Consider the following 18673-nt stretch of genomic DNA (forward strand, 5'->3'; position numbering starts at 1 on the left):
ACTTTGGAGAGGGTGGTATAGGTATGACAATGAAAAAAGTTTTGAAAGTTTCGCTTGCTGCTGTAATGACAATGAGTCTTTTGGCTGCCTGCGGTAAAGGCGAGGATAAACAAGGGGCAGTCGCCACTGCAAACAAAGAACCGCTCAAAGTTAAGGCGATGCTTATTTATAACGGAGAACCTCCGCTTCTGAAGGGGAACAAGGCGAAGGAAGATTTCGAGAAACGCGGCAATGTCCAGCTTGATTTAGAGCTAGTTCCTGAAGATATTTACAAGGATAAAATTAGCATCGCGATGGCTGATTCTTCGCAATATGATTTGATTCTGTTCGATAACGGCAAAGATGCCGTATTTACGAACTATGTGAAGCAAGGCGCCTTTTATGACCTCACGCCTTATATGAAGGATAAGAAGAACCTGAACTTGATTCCGGAGATTACTTGGTCTCAAACGAAAGTAGATAATAAAGTATACGGGATTCCGAGGCCCCGTCAGCTGTATAGTGCACAAGGAGTTTTCCTTTTTCGCAAAGACTGGCTGGATAAATATAACTTGAAAAAGCCGCAAACACTGGACGAATTCACACAAGTATTGAAAACGATCAAAGAGAAAGATCCTGTTGGCGGAGGAAAAACAATCCCTCTACTTACATATGCGACAAACACCTACACGGTTTTCGATTGGCTTGCATCCGTTCAATACGCATTGGGGATGCCTAATGCTTGGACGATCGACAACGGAACACCTAAGTTTGCGATCCAAACCGAGGGCTACTTGAAATATTTGGATTGGTTAAAAGGTGCTTGGGCCAGCGGGTTAATCGAGAAGAACGCTACCGTGTTAAAGTCCCAGCAAGCTGTTGAGAAATGGACACAAGGGATTGCCGGTGTAAAAGCAAATCATGTTGGTGAATTAAGCGATGCTCCTAATTCCCCGCTTGATAAAATCCGCAAAGTGGACGCCAAAGCGGAAGTGGACATGATTCCTTTGCTGAATGGTCCCGATGGTAAAGGCGGCATTGCAAAAGCTGCCGGTCTCTGGGGGTTATGGGTAGTCCCATCGACCACGCCTAAGGAGAAGGTTCAGAGACTCGTTGATTTGCTTGATTTTAGCGCAAGCGAAGAAAATTATGCATTCAGCAAAGCTGGCATTATCGGTCAGCATTCCACCAGTTACAAAGACGGCAAGGTGGAGCGCTCAGACCGATCAGGTAAAGCTGTTCCAGGCGGAGACTCCGGCTGTTTGGGTGCTTGACAATCGTTATGACCCTTATTACTATGTCTCATCGGATGCGTCTGACCCTTTAAGAACGAAGATGAAACAATACACGGATAGTTTCGAGAAAATCGGTATAACGAATCCGTTCGGTGGAATGACATCCCCTACGCTTACGAAAAACACAGATCATTTGAAAAAAGTGAGTACAGTTGCCCTGAAATATGTCATTGGAGAAGGCTCTATTGATGATGTGAAAACGGAAATCAACAATTGGTCCAAAAATTATGGCGAAGCGGCAGCGAAAGAATACATGGAGCAATATAACGCAATTAAGAAATAAGGTTGCTTGACAATGGAGAGTTGCCCTAGGTCTAGGGTAATTCTCCATATATTTTAATGAGGTTTCTGTAAAAACGAAGGAGTGCTTGAATATGAAGCATGTGAAGGATGAAGGGGTACGGAAAGCAGATCAGTTCAAGAACCCGTCTACAATTACCAAGGAACAATGCGATGCGGCCATTGCTCATGTTTTGAAACAGATTGATCGCAATTTGACTACGTTTACAGATAAATTTCCCGATATCGTCAGCAAGAATCTCGTATATGCTGCATCTGATAACTATGAATGGACGCCAGGATTTTGGACAGGGATGCTATGGCTTGCTTATGAAGTTTCAGGCGACGAGAAGTACCGCCGTGCCGCCGAAATTCAATTGAACAGCTTCAAAAAGCGCGCAGAGGAACAAATTGGCACCGAAACCCATGATTTAGGCTTTTTATATTCCCTTTCCTGTGTGGCGGCTTACAAACTTACCGGAAACGAGGAAGCGAAGCAAACGGCACTTTGTGCAGCTGATTTGCTCATGACTCGCTATCTGGCAAATGCCGGAATCATCCAGGCGTGGGGGAGCTTGAGTAATCCGAAGCAGCGGGGACGTATGATTATCGATTGCTGCTTGAATCTTCCGCTCTTGTATTGGGCGGCGGAAATGACGGGTAATCCGGCATATTTCGATGCAGCAGCTATGCATGTCAAACAAGCTGCAGCGTATTTGATTCGGGAGGATGCATCCAGCTTTCATACGTATTATATGGATGTTGACACCGGTGCTCCTCTATATGGCAAAACCGCTCAAGGGTTTTCGGACGATTCCTGCTGGTCGCGCGGTCAGGCTTGGGCTGTCTACGGGTTTCCGCTGAACTTTATTTACACGAAGGATCAAGAACTTATTGATTTAACTAAGAAAGTCACGAACTATTTCATAAACCGGTTGCCGGAAGATTACGTTTGCTACTGGGATTTGATTTTTACGAGTGGTTCTGAAGTACGCGATAGTTCAGCTGCCGCCATTGCCTTATGCGGTATGTTGGAGCTTAACAAGCATTTGTCTGCAGCGGATCCCCTTAAGGTCATTTATGAAAATGCGGCAAGTTCCATCCTAACGTCTTTGATGGACAATTATTCAACCGTTAGCACACCGGAATCCAATGGATTGCTGCTGCATGGCGTGTACAGTAAGCCAGGAAATTCAGGCGTAGACGAATGCTGCCTGTGGGGCGATTATTTTTATTTTGAAGCGCTGGTTCGAGTGACAAGGGATTGGAAACCTTACTGGTAAAAACACAATGATTACTTACTAGATGGAAACAAGGAGGAATTTGCATGAAACAGCTTACAGCAATTTTAATCGGGGCGGGAGCCAGAGGTTCTCGCAGTTATGCGCCTTACGCACTGGACTACCCGCATGAGTTGAAATTTGTCGCCGTAGCGGAGTCAGATCCGCATCGTTTGGCACAATTTGCGAAGGAACACGGTATTCCGCCGGAGCGGTGCTTTGAATCATGGGAACAACTGCTCGAACAGCCGCAGCTTGCCGATATCGCCATGATTTGCACGCAGGACCGGATGCATTACCATCCGACGTTGAAGGCTTTATGCAAAAAGTACCATGTATTGCTGGAAAAGCCGATGTCGCCGGACCCGAAGGAATGTATCGACATGGAGCAAGCGGCTAAGGAAAATTACCGACTGCTTACGATCTGTCACGTCCTTCGCTATACGCCATTCTGGTCGGCCATCAAACGGCTCATTACTGAAGGGCGAATCGGTGAAGTGGCATCGATCCAACTCAATGAGAACGTTGGATACTGGCATATGGCGCATAGCTTCGTTCGCGGTAACTGGAACAACTCCGACAAGTCCAGTCCGATGATTTTGGCCAAATCGTGCCATGATATGGATGTTCTATCGTGGTTGATGGATGAGCCATGTGTACGGCTTAGCTCGTACGGCTCACTTATGCATTTTCATTCCGGCAATGCGCCGGAAGGCTCCACAGAATACTGTATTGACGGCTGCGCCGTCGAGGCGACATGTCCTTATTCGGCCCCTCGCTTCTACTTCGGTGAACATAAGGCCTGGGCAAGACATTTCGCGCCTGATTTATCCCGAGAAAGCATCGTGCAAGGCTTGAAGGAGACGGGATACGGCCGGTGTGTATATAAATGCGATAATAACGTTGTCGATCATCAGGTCGTAAATATGGAATTTGCGAGCGGCGCCACTGCGATGTTTAGCATGAGCGGTTTTACCCGCGATCAGGAACGCCGGATTCAAATCATGGGCACCCGTGGTGAAATTCGCGGTGAGGATGACAAGATTGTTCTGATGGATTTTGTAACCCATGAGCATATTGAGATTAAGCTTCCCACGCAAACGAGCGGTCACGGCGGCGGGGATAACGGGATCGTCCGCAGTTTCTTAAAGGAAGTGCGCGAATACAGTGGGGAAGAAAGCTTGACGTCCGCTACGGCCTCCGTACGGAGTCATTTAATGGCGTTTGCGGCGGAACAATCCCGCTTGAATCAGGGGAAATCGATCGAGTTGGCTGAATTTGCCGATTTACTAAAATCGAATGAACTAGCAATATGATCTTGTATGGCCTCATCCGCCATGTGCTAAAATAGACAACATGAGAGGTGCATGCTTGGCCTCTCGGATGATATGGAAAGGCCGCGATTATCATATGACAGCATCGTTTCTAGGTTTTTTACGAAGAAGTTTTTTTGTCAAAGTTATTTTTTTTCTATTTCTGGTTTCTGCTATTCCTTTATCTATTTTCGCATTTGTAACGGTGCATGTTTCTAACCAAACGGTGATGACGAAAGTGAATGCGTTGAATTTGCAAGTCGTTAACCAATTGAACGAGCAAATCGATAATACGATGGTGCGTATACAACAATTAAGCAACCAATACGGACTTTCGCCGATCATTACGAACTCATTGAACGTAAAGGACAACTACTTCGAATATGTGATTCAGATGCAGGAACTGCTGAGAACGCTGGATGCGGGAAAAACAACGATCGGAGATATAACGGATATAAGCATGTATTCCGTCGATTCCGGTGAAGTGATTTCAACAACGGACTCGATTGTTCCGTTAGAACAATCGAGATATGAGAAGCTGATTCGCTCTTTTGGAGCATCCAACAAGGCGTTTCAATTAGTTGATGATAACAGCGGAAGCGATTCATTTCTGACTGACAATAGCTTTTTTATGCGAAAACTCACGTATTCCAACGGTACAGGCTACAGAGGCGTGTTAGTGATTACGCTGCCGAAGCAAGCTTTGCAAAAGGCGATTCATAACATCAATCTTGGCCCAGACGGCGCATTATACATCGTCACGAGCGAGAACAAAGTAATCGCCACGACCAGCAATGAATCTTCGTCTGAAATCTCCGCGCGAGTCGAACAAGCTATTGAGGGATGGAACGGCAAAAATCACAGTGAACAGTTCGTGGTTGATCATTCACTCTTCTCTATGAAACAGTCTGGAAATTTTCATAAGTGGATCGTTATTTCTGAAATACCGATGGATCAATTGTCGGAAAGCACGCGATTTATTACGAGAACGGCATTGCTTCTGCTCATGATGCTAATGATTTTTGGATTGATCGGTTCACTTGTCATCGGATACAACCTGTATCGACCGCTTCAGCGACTCAAACGGCACATGAGGATGATTCAACAAGGTAACTTTGCCAACTCCTATTCGGATTATCCGAAAAATGAGATTGGCGAGCTGGGTACGATGCTGAATAATATGGCTTTTCGCCTAAACTCTCTGATGGAAGATTTACAGCAATCGGAAGAGCTGAAACGGCGTAGTGAAATAACGGCGCTGCAGGCGCAGATCAACCCCCATTTCCTATACAACACATTGAATACAATCAGCATGTTCGCTATGTTGAAGGATTACAACAAAATCAGAAGCATGCTGCACAGACTCATTTCTATGCTGCGTTATTCGATGGAAAGCTATGAACAGCTTGTCCCTCTTTCCGGCGAACTGAATTATATAACCGATTATATAGCCATGCTGCAATTGAGATATGATTGTCAAATGATTTTGCGAACGGAAATTGATGAACAATTGCATGACATGCTAATTCCTAAGCTATTACTGCAGCCTCTGATTGAAAATTCATTGTTTCATGGTATTTTGGGCAAAGAAACGGATCAAGGGACCATTATCGTTCGAACGGTTCTGCTGACGGAAGATACCGTCATGATCCAAGTTGAAGATGATGGGTTAGGATTGGAACCTGAACGACTGGAACAGTTAAGAGCGTATATCAAACACGGTGATCGAGGGAAGAGCATTGGCATTAAAAATGTATCCGAACGTGTCAGGCTGCTTTTCGGGGAGCAATCGGAATTTCGAATTGAAAGTGATGGTCAAGGAGAAGGGACGATCGTATCCATTCTTATTCCAAGGCATCGATTGGAATTCGCTAAGGAGGAACATTCGAATGACGGCTCCATTTAAAGTTTTGATCGTCGAAGATGAGAAACCGGCCCGCGATGTATTTAAACGAATGATTGCCCAAGAGAATGAATGGTTAGAGCTCGTGGGGGAGGCTGTCAACGGAAAAAGAGGGCTTGAATTGTTCCAAGAATTTCAACCTCATTTTCTGATTACCGACATTACCATGCCTGTGATGAGCGGGATTGAATTGCTCCAAGCGTTGAAACAGTTGGGACTGGAGATGCCGGAAACGATTATTTTATCTTGTCATAAAGATTTCCACTATGCACAAAAGGCAATTGAATTAGGCGCGTCGTCCTACTTGATTAAGGAAGATTGTCTGGTTCAAGAGACGCTGCTCACCGACACACTTAAAAACTTCATTCCGCGAATTAGTAAGCGGGAAGAGGAACGGCAAAAAATAGAAGCGGCCCATCGGAATAACAACTCTGGATCCAGTGAAGAGGGCAATGACCAAGCGAGTGCTCCCGTCAATACGATCATGATGAACGTGATAGGACAGCTGAGGGCTGATTTGGCCGTATCGGTCAGCATGGAAGACATGGCTGCCAAAGTAGGATACAGCATTCCTTATTTCAGTTCGTTGTTCAAAAAAACGACGGGGCAAACATACACCCAATACATGATGTCGATGAGGATTCAAGCAGCCAAGAAGCTGCTGCTTACGACAGACCTCAGAACATTTCAAATTGCAGAGCAGGTTGGGATGGAAAATTATCGCCATTTCAATAAAATATTCAAACGGATGGTTAGCATGAGTCCGACAGAATTTAGACAATCCAATCATTAGCTGAAGAACCCTTAAGATCCGGTGAACCATTAAATGGAGGTTCCTATACATGTATGCATTGCAATCACCAGCATGGCTTGAGCAATTCCGGTCGAGGCTCCGAACTGAAACAACAGCACAGAAAGCGCTTGCCCATCTGATGGGACAGATGAAATCGATCGTCGCGTCTCCACCGGATATTCCGCTCATCGGGGGAGGTTGGGGTCATTCTTATGTCTGTCCTGCTGACGGAACCCGTCTTAAGACGATCACGAGGGTTCTTCACAAGTGTCCGCTCTGTCAGCAAGAAATAAGCGGTTCCCCGTATGACGAAGTAGTTATTGCAGAAGAACATTCAGAAATCAGCAAAAGGACTCTAACCGCCGCAATGTTGTACGCCGCAACCGAAGAAGCGGAATATGCAGACTGGACGAAGCAGGTGCTTTTGTTTTATGCGCAGCATTACGCTTCCTATGAGTTTCATGATATTTTTGGTAAAAGCGGGGACGAGGCTGGAAGATACGGGGCTAGGGTACAAAATCAAACGTTGAGCGAGGCGATGTGGATCATTCCGCTTGCCCAAGCATTCACGATACTTAAGTCTTGCCAAAAGTGGACGGATATGGAGATATTGGTCATCGAGATGAACCTGTTTCGGCCGGTTATCGCCGTGATAGACCGAAATCCGCGCCGAGAGTCGAACTGGCAGAGCTATCACAATGCAGCAGCGGCATCTGTGGCCGAAGCGTTGAGTGATAGGGCTCTGTTCGAGCGTGCTGTGAATGACCCTGACAATGGGTTTCGTTTCCAAATGGAGCGAAGTGTAGGAAAAGAAGGCTTTTGGTGCGAGGGATCCTGGGGCTACCATTTTTTTACGTTGATGGCGCTGATCACCACAGTTCACTCTGCTGTAGCATTTGACGTACCGCTGGAAGAAGACGAGAAGTTTCAGTCCATGTTCCGTATACCCCTTGAAGCTCATCTGCCGGACTACACGTTCCCGGCCATTCACGATTCTTTGGAGACCGACCTGATTCAGTATGCAGACGTGTATGAATATGCTTATACAGCGTTCGGCTTAGGGGGCGATCTGCTTCGCCAATCGGAAAGAAGCTCCTTGTACACTCTGCTTTATGGTAGAGACATTCGACCGCAGCCAGAGCTTACGGACAAAGCTGCAATCCATGATGTCCGTGTGATCGATTTGAGCAAGCCTGGCATGCTGTATGTGACAATGGATGAAGGACCGTCAGCGCAAGCAGCGCTAGTCGATTATGGGGAGCACGGCGGTTGGCATGGTCACTTTGACAAGCTGAATTTGATCTATTATGCGGGAGGCCGCTGTTGGCTGACGGACGCAGGCATGTTGGGTTACAGCCACCCACTGCACGATGCTTGGTTTCGGCAGACGATTGCTCATAATACGATTGTAGTCGGCGGGCGCTCGCAGAGTCCCTCTACCGGGTTTCTGCGGAAGGTAAAGACTTGTGAACGAAACGGTTCTGTCCGTATTGTTGCAGAGGTGGGGGACGCTTATGAAGGTGTCCACTTGGAGAGAAGCATTACGCTTGCGAACGGACTCTTAATTGATGTATGCAAGGTCATCTGCGACCGGGAGGAGGATGTTGATTGGGTATTCCACACCCCTGGGGTTCCGCTCCTTCAACCATCCTTAGGGTATACGCAAGTCACTTCCGCTCGATTATCCGAGGCTGAAGGATATTCTTATTTGAAGGAAATCCGAAGTCTATCCGGTTTGGAAGTTAATCGTTGGATGCTTGAGTGGCAATGGAACGAGACGGATGCTCCAAATGAGCGGCTGCAGATTTACGGCATTGGCAGTTTTTCTGGGAACTTGGCACAGGAGCAGTGGTATTTGGCTGAATCGCCGGCAATGGCACATGTCAAACGCCGGAGCACGCTGATCCGACGGGCGCCTAAGGTGAAGGAGACGTCATTCGTCACCGTGTTCCGAGTTTGTTCCAAAGGCGACGCACCGCTTTCCCATACAAGATTGATTTCATCCCTGAGAGAAGAATTGGGACATGATGTACATTAAAAACGAAGGAATCAGGGAATTTCAAGAAACGATTCATGGATGCAGAATTTTACGTTGCTTTGTGTTCACAACCTCAAAAAATTCGACAATACGGGAGAAGATCTCGAGGATTTAATCTCGATTGGGACGATCGGTTTGATCAAAGCCAGGGCCGTCTGGTTCAGGTAAATCTACGCTAATGAGCAATATCGGGTGTTTGGATAGATAAAGGTATCTATAATCTGGATGGTCAAGCAATAAACTAAAGAACATTCCAAATCATTTCGATTAAGTCTCGAATGAATCGGGATGTTTTTTATGAGATGGTTTTGACAAGTTAACTGATCTGCAAACTGCCATCGATTCATTTCCTGATTGTGCGCCTTATAGCCATCAATTTCTATACAGACCAAATGAGTCCCGCGAATATAAGCGAAGTCCAAATATCGAACACCGTCCTTAAAGTCCGAAATCTGATATTCGGATACATTTCGCCAATCGATAATCTATTTGGCATATGTCATTATGAAAGCGTTACCATTAAAATAAGCTCTGTCTTATGATATAATGGTTCTTCATCATTACAATGATAACATTGCATCTGGGGGATGATAAGATTGTTGAACAAAATTCCTTTGTTTTATAAATATTTGATATCTTACCTGATCTTGCTTCTCATTCCTCTGCTCGTTATCGGGTTGTCCGTTTATCATCATTATGTCGTTATTTTGAAGGATGAAGTGACGGGCAACCATCAGCGAATTCTGGAACAGATTCAGGGGTCCTTCGATCTGAAAATCAAGGAAATGAACACTATCGCAGCTGAAATCGCTTCCAAGCCAGAGTTGACGCCATTTCAATTACAGCAAGATATGTATAATGCGGTTAAGGCCAAAAACTTGCTGACTTATTACAAGTCCAACGATTTTATCAGAGACGTTCTTATATATATTAATGGGCAACCGTATTTGTATTCCGGAACAAGCACGTACACGCCCTCCATGTTAATTGATAATATTTACCGGTACGAATCGTGGACATCACAGCAATTCACCGAGGATTTGCTTGAATTACGTGCGCCTCGATTCCGCCCTTCGGAGAGAGTGGATTCTTCGCAATTAACGGATAAAAGGGTGTTGACCTACCTCGTTCCGCTTCCAGTCAACGGTACGATTACATATGGTTCAGTCTTGTTCATTATTGAAGAACAGAAGGTCAGAAATATGCTAAAAGGGCTTTTGGAATACAAGGAAGGCAATACGATGGTTTTTGATCGTCAAGGGCAGTTAATCGTATCCTTGCGTGATGAACCTTACTTTGCAGGGGTGGACATCTCTCCAATGGTAGCCTCTTTGCCGTTAGGGACAAGTACTACGCAATTGAACGATCATGATTATGCATTCTCCAAAGTGAAATCCTCTTATAACGGATGGACTTATGTTACGATCCTGCCTACCGATCAATTCATGCAACGTATCAACGAGATTCAAACAAGGGCATTATTCACATTAATATGGGTGATTGTGATCGGTAGTGTGCTAATCTTTGTGTTACTACATGTTAATTACTATCCCGTACGCCGGTTTTTATTGTTTACTGGTAAACAATGGGGAGGGTCGTTTCGCAATTTCAGTGATGTTACACAAGCGATTCATCAAATCGCCGAAGAAAAGCATCACATGGGGCAGCAAATAACGAATCATCGTTCAGCAGTGCGCGAGCAAATGCTGCTGACCTTGATCAAGGGTCGCGTGAACCATGTAGAGGAGTTTCGCTCCAAAGCCGAGATGGTCGAAATCCGCTTCACCAAGCAGATGTTTTTTGTGGTGCGCTTTGCCATACGCGATCTAGTCAGTATGGAGCGGGAGCGCCAAACAGAACTGGTTCAGGAAATTGAAGAAAGCATGATCAAGTTATTCGAGGCTTATCACGTTGACGGGCTGGAGGGTCCGATACTCAACTTTATTTGCACCGCCGATACGGAAAGTGGGCAGCTAAGGCCTAACATGACGCATCTGCACAGGTACATTCGCGAACAATTCGATATCGATGTGACGCTCGGTGTCGGCAATTTGTATCTGGATCTTCGTGAACTCGGGAAATCATTTATCGAGGCATCAACAGCATTGGATTTCAGGCTGATCAAAGGCTTTAATGAAGTTATTTTTTATAACGACATCACAGAACATACCAATTCGGTGTTTCGTTATCCAAGACAAGAAATTGAGACGATGGAGACACTAATTCGCCAAGGGGATACGGAAACCGTGAAGGCAATGGTTCGACAAATACTATCGATCATTGAAACCGGTTCGATGCCGCTGCATATGGTCCGGTGTGTTTGCTACGATATGATCAACTGCATACTGAAAGCCATGTATCGCTTGAACGGCAGGTTGGAGGCAGACGGGAAGACCTACCCCGATGTAATCAGCCTGACTAAATTTGATACCATTCAGGATCTAGCTTTATTAATTGAACATATGTGCGAGGATTTGTGCGCCGACATTCTGGGTTCACAATCGGATTCCAGGAATAGAGGGCTCAAACAAGCCATGCAGGATTACATTCAATCGAACTATCATGACTCCCAATTTTCCGTACAAGCGATGGCGGATCATTTTACGATATCTGCCTCGTATCTGAAGAAATCTTATAAAGAACTGACTGGACAAACCATTACGGATGAAGTCAATCACTGTCGGATGGAACAGGCCAAACAATTACTCAGATCTACAGATATGGTGTTGAAGGATCTCATTCAGCAAATCGGTTACTTTGATGTCCCCAGCTTTATCCGAAAATTTAAGCAAACCGTTAAGGTGACACCAGGAGAATATCGGAAGCTATGGGGAAACAGGACGGATATTGATGTTGAGTAGAATATGGCCCCCCATAAAGACCTCTCCGGTTCCCGAGGAACAATGCGAGAGGTCTTTATGATATGCAGATCAAGTCACAATGCATAATGACAACCGCAAATACACCCCGCATATTTACCCTGCCCACCGATGTTGTTATTGTTTAAGGTGCCGCGGTACGGTGGATCGATAACAAATGGATTTTGGAGGTGATCTCTTGAAACTTGCGAATCAGACATCAATGAAAGCGAATTCTTCGCATGAATCTTTCCTTTTGCATAAATGGAAGCGCATTCGTAAGCAGTATCAATTGTATTTATTTCTTCTTCCCACGCTTTTATATTTTCTTGTCTTTCAGTATGCTCCCATGTATGGCTTGGTCATTGCTTTCAAAAATTTCGTAGCGGTTAAAGGAATTATGGGCAGTCCTTGGGTAGGTTTTACACATTTTGAACGATTCTTCAACTCGTTTCAATTTACTACGGTTTTGTATAACACGCTGATGATTAATGTATATGAATTGTTGGTGGCTTTTCCGATTCCGATTGTTCTGGCGCTCTTATTGAATCAAGTCACTCATTCAAGGTTCAAAAGATTGGTTCAGACCGTAACGTACGCCCCCCATTTTATATCGGTTGTCGTTATTGTAGGAATGCTTTATCTGTTTCTATCGCCGCGAAGCGGATTAATTAATCAATTGATTCAATGGTTGGGGGCAGAGCCGATCTATTTTATGGCCAGCGCGGAATGGTTTAAATCGATTTTTGTTTTTTCTGGCATATGGCAAAGTGCAGGCTGGTCCATGATTATTTATTTGGCGGCGCTGACTGCAGTGAACCCCGATTTGCATGAAGCCGCTCTTGTTGACGGAGCCAATAAAGTGCAAAGAATATGGCATATCGATTTACCTTCGATCCTGCCGACCATCATGATCCTTCTTATTTTGAATATCGGGAGTTTTATGGCTGTAGGTTTTGAAAAAATCTATTTGATGCAGAATCCGTTGAATCTCGAGTCGTCTGAGGTCATTCAAACTTACGTTTACAAAACCGGACTGTTAAGTTCTCAATACAGCTATTCCACAGCTGTTGGTCTGTTTAATTCACTGATTAACTTTGTGCTGCTGTTATCATTTAATCAACTCGCTAAGTCCATGAAACAGACAAGTTTATGGTAGAGGAGCAGGATCTCGCATGATTTTGAAACAAAGCCGGGCAGACCGGTGGTTCGACATTCTCAATTACAGCTTACTGACTCTGATCATGTTAATTGTGATGTATCCGCTATATCTCATCATCATATCATCCATTAGTAATCCGAATAGCGTCAATGGAGGTCTAGTATGGATCATCCCTGATGGTTTCACCATGGAAGGATACAAGCGGATATTTACGGATCAGAGAATATGGACGGGATACCGGAACTCACTGTTCTATGCGACTCTTGGAACGGCGATCAACGTTACGCTTACGCTGGGTGCCGGCTATGCTTTATCCCGGACAGATCTGGTTGGTCGGAAAATATTCATGTTTCTTATCGTATTCACAATGTTTTTCGGTGGAGGACTAATCCCGACGTACTTACTGGTTAAGGAACTCGGCATGGCGAACACGATCTGGTCGCAGGTGATTCCCAATGCCGTAGGTGCCTTTAATATCATCATAACCCGGACGTTCTTTCAGTCGACAATCCCCAAAGAACTGCAGGATGCTGCGGAAATAGACGGCTGCTCAGATGCCAAGTTCTTTTTCAAGATTGTGCTGCCGCTTTCGATGCCGATCGTGGCTGTGATGGTGTTATTCAGTGTAGTGGGTCATTGGAACTCTTATTTCCAAGCATTAATTTACTTGCGTAATGAGTCCTTATTCCCGTTGCAAATCGTTCTTCGCGAAATTCTCATTGTGAACCAGACCCAGGATAATATGATGATTACGGCTAAAGACGATGCGGAAATGTTAAGGATCGTCGATGTGATGAAATATGGAGTCATTATAGTGGCTAGTTTGCCTGTCCTCATTTTATATCCGTTTTTGCAAAGATATTTTGTCAAAGGCGTCATGATCGGTTCGCTCAAAGGTTAAGCGGTATTAGCTGCAAGATATGAAACTACTACATTGGATAATCGAAAGGGGATTTTATCGCTATGAGAACCAAACTTATTGTGAGATCGGGATTTGTATTCGCGACAGCTTCTGCGCTTCTGCTTTCCGGCTGTTCCACAGGGCAGGATGTAGATTCAAGCAAGGGTAAAGACAATGGGAAAGAGCCTGCTAATTTAAACGCTACAGGTTTGCCAATTGTGAAGGAGAAATTGACACTTAAGATGGTGACGACCAAAGCGGCCCAGCAGAAGAAACCGCATGGGGAGATGCAGGTCATCAAGAATTTTGAGAATGAGACGAATGTACACATCGAATGGGATGCTACAGCCGCAGGACAAGGTTACCCAGAGAAGAAGAATCTGATGTTTGCCGGAGGCGATCTACCTGATGCGTTCTTCGGCCCGGAGAGCTTATCGGATGACGATTTGATTCGGTATGGTCCGCAGGGTTTGATTATCGCGCTGGAGAACTTGATTCCGAAGTACGCCCCCCAAATTCAGGAGATGATGGATAAGAACCCGAGCATTAAGAAGACCATCACCGCACCGGATGGGCATATTTATTCAATTCCGAGCATTGAGGAAGGCAAAGAAAATATGATTGGTGAGGTCACGTTCATCAATAAGAAATGGCTGGACAAATTAAATCTGCAAGTGCCGACCACAACCGAGCAATTTGAACAGGTATTAAAAGCATTTAAGGAAAAAGATCCGAATGGGAATGGAAAGCCAGATGAAATACCTTTCAGTTTTTTATACGGTAATGCTTTAAACGGGATTTATTCGTTCAGCGGAGCTTTCGGTTCACTTGACAATGGACAGCACATCATGGTCGAAAATAATAAAGTCGCTTTAACGACTGTGCAGCCGGGCTTCAAGGAAGCGACGAAGTACTTGAACCAATTGTACAAGCAAGGATTGATCGATCAGGAGGCTTTTACACATGACCGCAATGTGTATTTTGCTAAGGGACGCAGCAAGGGAGCTCCCGTATATGGTGCATTTAGCGGTTTTCTAGCAACGAACGTTGTTGGTCCGGAGTATGCCGATCAGTACATCGCGCTGCCACCATTGAAGGGCCCAGGCGGTACTCAACTTTACAATGAATATGAAGCAAGTTACTTCACCCGGGCTGGATTTGCGATTACTTCTTCGAACAAGAACCCTGAAGCATCTCTTCGCTGGATTAATGAATTGTATAAGGAAAAGAATGCGCTGCAATGGAGTAATGGACCTATTGGTGTAACCTTAACAGAAAAAGCGGATGGCACCTACGGTTATATGCCGACCCCTCAGGGTATGAGCTTTGATGAGTTCCGTACCAGTGAAGCACCGGGCAATACTTCGGCCAAAGCCATCCTGCAAGCAACGGCAAGCAAGATAGAGCCCAATGAATCGGTAAAAAAGAGACTTGAGTATTTGGCGGCCTATAAGCCATTTATGAAAAAAATGATACTGCCAAGTATGATGCTGGATACCAAAGATTCGGAAAGGGTAGCAGTGCTTAAGACCGATATCATCAATTACATTACACAAATGCAAACGAAGTGGGTTATGAATGGCACGCTGGATGCGGAATGGAACGAATATATAAGTAAGCTGGATAAAATGGGATTGAAGGAAATGATGGATATATACCAAAACGCTTATACCCGTTATCAAACCGTCAAATAGATGCGCATTCTTACCGTCCCGATATTCGCTTCTTGCGGTATCGGGACATCCTTTATCAATCCAGACAGGGAGAAATGGCTATGGCGAAGAAGCCGAATATTTTGTTAATCACAAGTGATCAGCAGCACTGGAACACCATTGGTACATTTAATCACGAAATCTCGACTCCGAATTTGGATCGTCTTGTTCGGGAAGGCACAGTGTTTACCCGGGCGTATTGTCCGAACCCAACTTGTACACCTAGCCGTTCCTCGATCATTACGGGGATGTACCCCAGTCAACACGGTGCTTGGGCATTGGGAACCAAGTTGCCTGAGGATGCACGGACTTTGGGAGAAGAACTGCAAGCAAGCGGATATGAAACAGCGCTCATTGGTAAGGGTCACTTTCAGCCATTGATATCAACACCAATGTATCCTTCGATAGAGTGCGAGCAGCAGCTTCAGGATTTGGAGTTTTGGAAGAGCTTTAAGGGACCTTTCTACGGATTCAAACACGTAGAAATGCTGCGCAACCATGCGCATGAACATCTAGCTGGACAGCATTACGCCATATGGATGGAGGAACAGGGATTTGACTGGAAAGCTCATTTCGCGGAACCGACGGGCACCCTGCCTTATGGGACGGAGCACCATTGGTCGCTGCCGGAGGAAGTTCACTATAATAACTGGATTACGGAGCGGACGAATGCCTATCTGGAACAATTTCAAAGCGAGGATCAACCGTTTATGCTGTGGGCTAGCTTCCCCGACCCTCATCCGCCTTATCTGGTTTCGGAGCCGTGGTCCAGCATGTACGATCCCGAACAGCTGACGCTGCCGGCACTTACGCCTGGTGAGCATGAGCTGAATCCGCCTCATTTTGGTAAAACGCAGCAAGCCAATCCCGACTTTTCTTTTTATCAGGAAACAGGAAAAGGGGTTCATGGTTTCAGCAGCCACTTGATTCCAGAGCAGACACAGAAGAAGAATATGGCGGTTTATTACGGCATGATCAGCTTTATGGACAAATATATTGGCCGCATTCTGGATAAACTGGATGAGCTTGGTCTTACGGAAGATACCATCGTTGTCTACACGACAGATCACGGTCATTTCTTCGGACAGCACGGATTGCAGTTAAAGGGTGCGTTTCATTACGAAGATTTGTTGAAAATTCCCTTTATCGTCCGTTATCCGGGTGTAGTGCCTGCCGGAACGGTCTCTGGTGCGATGCAGTCTCTCGTTGATCTGGCTCCGACGTTCTTAAGCTTTGCAGGCCATTCCATTCCAAGAACAATGACCGGCGTGGATCAGAGTAACGTATGGCTCTGCCGACAACTCGAAGCAAGGGATCATATCATTTGCGAGCATCGAAATGAACCGACCACAATGCATGTGAGAACCTATGTGAATCATAGATATAAACTAACCGTCTACTATAGCCGCTCCTATGGGGAATTGTTTGATCTGAAGGAGGATCCGGGAGAGCTTTGCAATCAATGGGATGCACCACCCTATCAGCGTATCAAGTCGGAGCTGCTGCTTTCATTTCTATGGGCAGAAATGGGCAAAGAGCCCTTATGGATGCCAAGACTGCATCACGCTTAATAGACAGGAGATTAATTGAATGGAGCAGCAAGGCGATAGTCGCAGACAACCGAATGTACTCATTATTCATACGGATCAGCAGCGATATGATAGTCTCGGCTGCACTGGAAACCGTTATGCTCTGACGCCGCATATCGACCGTCTGGCTTCGGAGGGGACGTTATTTCATCGGCATATCAGCGCCCATCCCGTTTGTATGCCTTCACGGGCTTCATTTTTCACCGGACGTTACCCGAATGGGCATGGTGTATATGCGAACGGCGTTGCAATCCCACGGGGCAGTCATATCACAGACCATCCGATGAATGGTGGACAATCGATCAGCTCGAACACAATCAGCCATGTGCCTACGATGGCCGATGTGTTTGCCGAATCGGGTTATCGCACAGCGTCGATTGGCAAGCTTCATTTCACATGTACCAATGCTCCCCGGAGCAGCCACTTCGAGGAATCTCGGATATGTTGGGCGGAAGAGGATATGGATACGTGGAGCGGACCTTATTATGGATTCGAACAGGTTCAGATGACGATTGGGCACGGCGAAAACTATACGGGGCATTATGGTAAGTGGCTGGAGCGTGAATACCCGGATGTTGCCGCTAAAGTCAGGTCCGGCGAGTATCGTGGGAACAGTTCCAACCATGGACTGCTTTATCCGAGTGTTGTTCCGGTTGAAGCACATAGCTCGACATGGATTGCAGATAGGGCAATTTCATATCTAAGCCACAGGGCTGATGAAGACAAACCTTTCTTTCTGTTTCTCGGCTTCCCCGATCCTCATTTCCCATTTACTCCACCCACAGAGTTGGCCGATCTATTTGCGGGGCAAGAGGTTATGCCTATGTATGAACGTAAGCAGGGGACTGGGGAAATTCCTGGCTCCCAGAGGCAGTTATATCAGGAACAAGCGATTCACAATAGTCAGCGTTACGGTTCAGACTTTATCGGTTTAGCCAGACAATATACGGATGCAATGATTCATTTGATCGACCGTTCGGTCGGCCGCATCCTTTCTGCGTTGGAACAGTTCGACCTTGCAGATCATACGATTATTCTCTTTACCAGCGATCATGGTGAATATTTGGGCGATTACGGACTGGTGTTCAAATCCGAGCATGGCTGTAAAGCTTTGAACCATATCCCTCTAATCATGAAAGTCCCGCAAACTGTGGATATTTGGCCAAAAACATGCGATGCTGCGGTAAGCAACGTTGACATTCTGCCGTCATTATGCGATTTGGTGGGCATTCAGGTACCCGAAGATGTGCAGGGGCGAAGCATGCTGCCTCTGCTGCATGGAACGGCGCTCTCCACCTCGGTTCAAGTCGCATGTTATGGCGATAGGCCGTCCGATCATAACTTCAGCCTCTGGAACGATCAATACCGTTATACATGGTACCCTTCCACCGGCGAGTGTGAATTGTACGATCATCTAACCGATCCTTATGAAACAGACAATATCGCCGGGACGAAACAAACCGCCCCCATTCAGGCAACGATGCACCTAGAGTTGCTAGAGCTTCACTGCCAGACGGACCATCCCTCAGCAGGAAAAGTATCGAATTGGTAAATCTATAAAAGGTAGCGTG

13 protein-coding genes are annotated in these 18673 nt (G+C 45.7%); all 13 read left to right on the plus strand.

Annotated elements, in window-relative coordinates:
• Window positions 1-23 precede the first annotated feature (23 nt).
• The 13 genes from ACBP55_RS11035 to ACBP55_RS11095 all read left to right on the plus strand — a co-directional run bounded on the left by ACBP55_RS11035 (window position 24) and on the right by ACBP55_RS11095 (window position 18654).
• Window positions 24-1253: a type 2 periplasmic-binding domain-containing protein gene (locus tag ACBP55_RS11035; protein ID WP_464651492.1), complete on the plus strand. Its 1230-nt coding sequence runs from the start codon at window positions 24-26 to the stop codon at window positions 1251-1253.
• Window positions 1246-1557 carry a hypothetical protein gene (locus ACBP55_RS11040; RefSeq protein WP_464651493.1) on the plus strand — a complete coding sequence of 104 codons (312 nt, stop codon included), beginning with the start codon at window positions 1246-1248 and terminating at the stop codon, window positions 1555-1557. The genes ACBP55_RS11035 and ACBP55_RS11040 overlap by 8 nt, the downstream gene beginning before the upstream one ends.
• Before the next feature lie 91 nt (window positions 1558-1648).
• Window positions 1649-2836 (plus strand): glycoside hydrolase family 88 protein, encoded by a 1188-nt coding sequence (locus ACBP55_RS11045; protein WP_464651495.1) that lies wholly within the window; start codon window positions 1649-1651, stop codon window positions 2834-2836.
• A gap of 44 nt (window positions 2837-2880) precedes the next feature.
• Window positions 2881-4149 (plus strand): Gfo/Idh/MocA family protein, encoded by a 1269-nt coding sequence (locus tag ACBP55_RS11050; RefSeq protein ID WP_464651496.1) that lies wholly within the window; start codon window positions 2881-2883, stop codon window positions 4147-4149.
• Window positions 4150-4204: 55 nt separating this feature from the next.
• The gene (locus tag ACBP55_RS11055) at window positions 4205-6052 is read left to right on the plus strand and encodes a cache domain-containing sensor histidine kinase (RefSeq protein ID WP_464651497.1); all 1848 of its coding nucleotides are present in this window, start codon (window positions 4205-4207) and stop codon (window positions 6050-6052) included.
• Entirely contained in the window at window positions 6036-6842 is an 807-nt protein-coding gene (locus tag ACBP55_RS11060; RefSeq protein WP_464651499.1) for a response regulator transcription factor, read from the plus strand. The genes ACBP55_RS11055 and ACBP55_RS11060 overlap by 17 nt, the downstream gene beginning before the upstream one ends.
• 49 nt (window positions 6843-6891) lie before the next feature.
• Window positions 6892-8880, plus strand: coding sequence for a heparinase II/III domain-containing protein (locus ACBP55_RS11065; RefSeq protein WP_464651501.1), 1989 nt, complete (start codon window positions 6892-6894; stop codon window positions 8878-8880).
• Window positions 8881-9476: 596 nt separating this feature from the next.
• The gene (locus ACBP55_RS11070; RefSeq protein ID WP_464651503.1) at window positions 9477-11741 is read left to right on the plus strand and encodes a helix-turn-helix domain-containing protein; all 2265 of its coding nucleotides are present in this window, start codon (window positions 9477-9479) and stop codon (window positions 11739-11741) included.
• A gap of 220 nt (window positions 11742-11961) precedes the next feature.
• Entirely contained in the window at window positions 11962-12897 is a 936-nt protein-coding gene (locus tag ACBP55_RS11075; RefSeq protein WP_464653287.1) for an ABC transporter permease, read from the plus strand.
• Window positions 12898-12913: 16 nt separating this feature from the next.
• Window positions 12914-13801: a carbohydrate ABC transporter permease gene (locus ACBP55_RS11080; RefSeq protein ID WP_464651505.1), complete on the plus strand. Its 888-nt coding sequence runs from the start codon at window positions 12914-12916 to the stop codon at window positions 13799-13801.
• A gap of 62 nt (window positions 13802-13863) precedes the next feature.
• Window positions 13864-15495, plus strand: coding sequence for an ABC transporter substrate-binding protein (locus ACBP55_RS11085; protein ID WP_464651507.1), 1632 nt, complete (start codon window positions 13864-13866; stop codon window positions 15493-15495).
• 80 nt (window positions 15496-15575) lie between these two features.
• Window positions 15576-17084 carry a sulfatase family protein gene (locus ACBP55_RS11090; protein ID WP_464651508.1) on the plus strand — a complete coding sequence of 503 codons (1509 nt, stop codon included), beginning with the start codon at window positions 15576-15578 and terminating at the stop codon, window positions 17082-17084.
• 19 nt (window positions 17085-17103) lie between these two features.
• Window positions 17104-18654 (plus strand): sulfatase family protein, encoded by a 1551-nt coding sequence (locus tag ACBP55_RS11095; protein WP_464651510.1) that lies wholly within the window; start codon window positions 17104-17106, stop codon window positions 18652-18654.
• The last annotated feature ends 19 nt before the right edge of the window (window positions 18655-18673 follow it).

This window comes from Paenibacillus sp. WG02 (assembly GCF_055396115.1).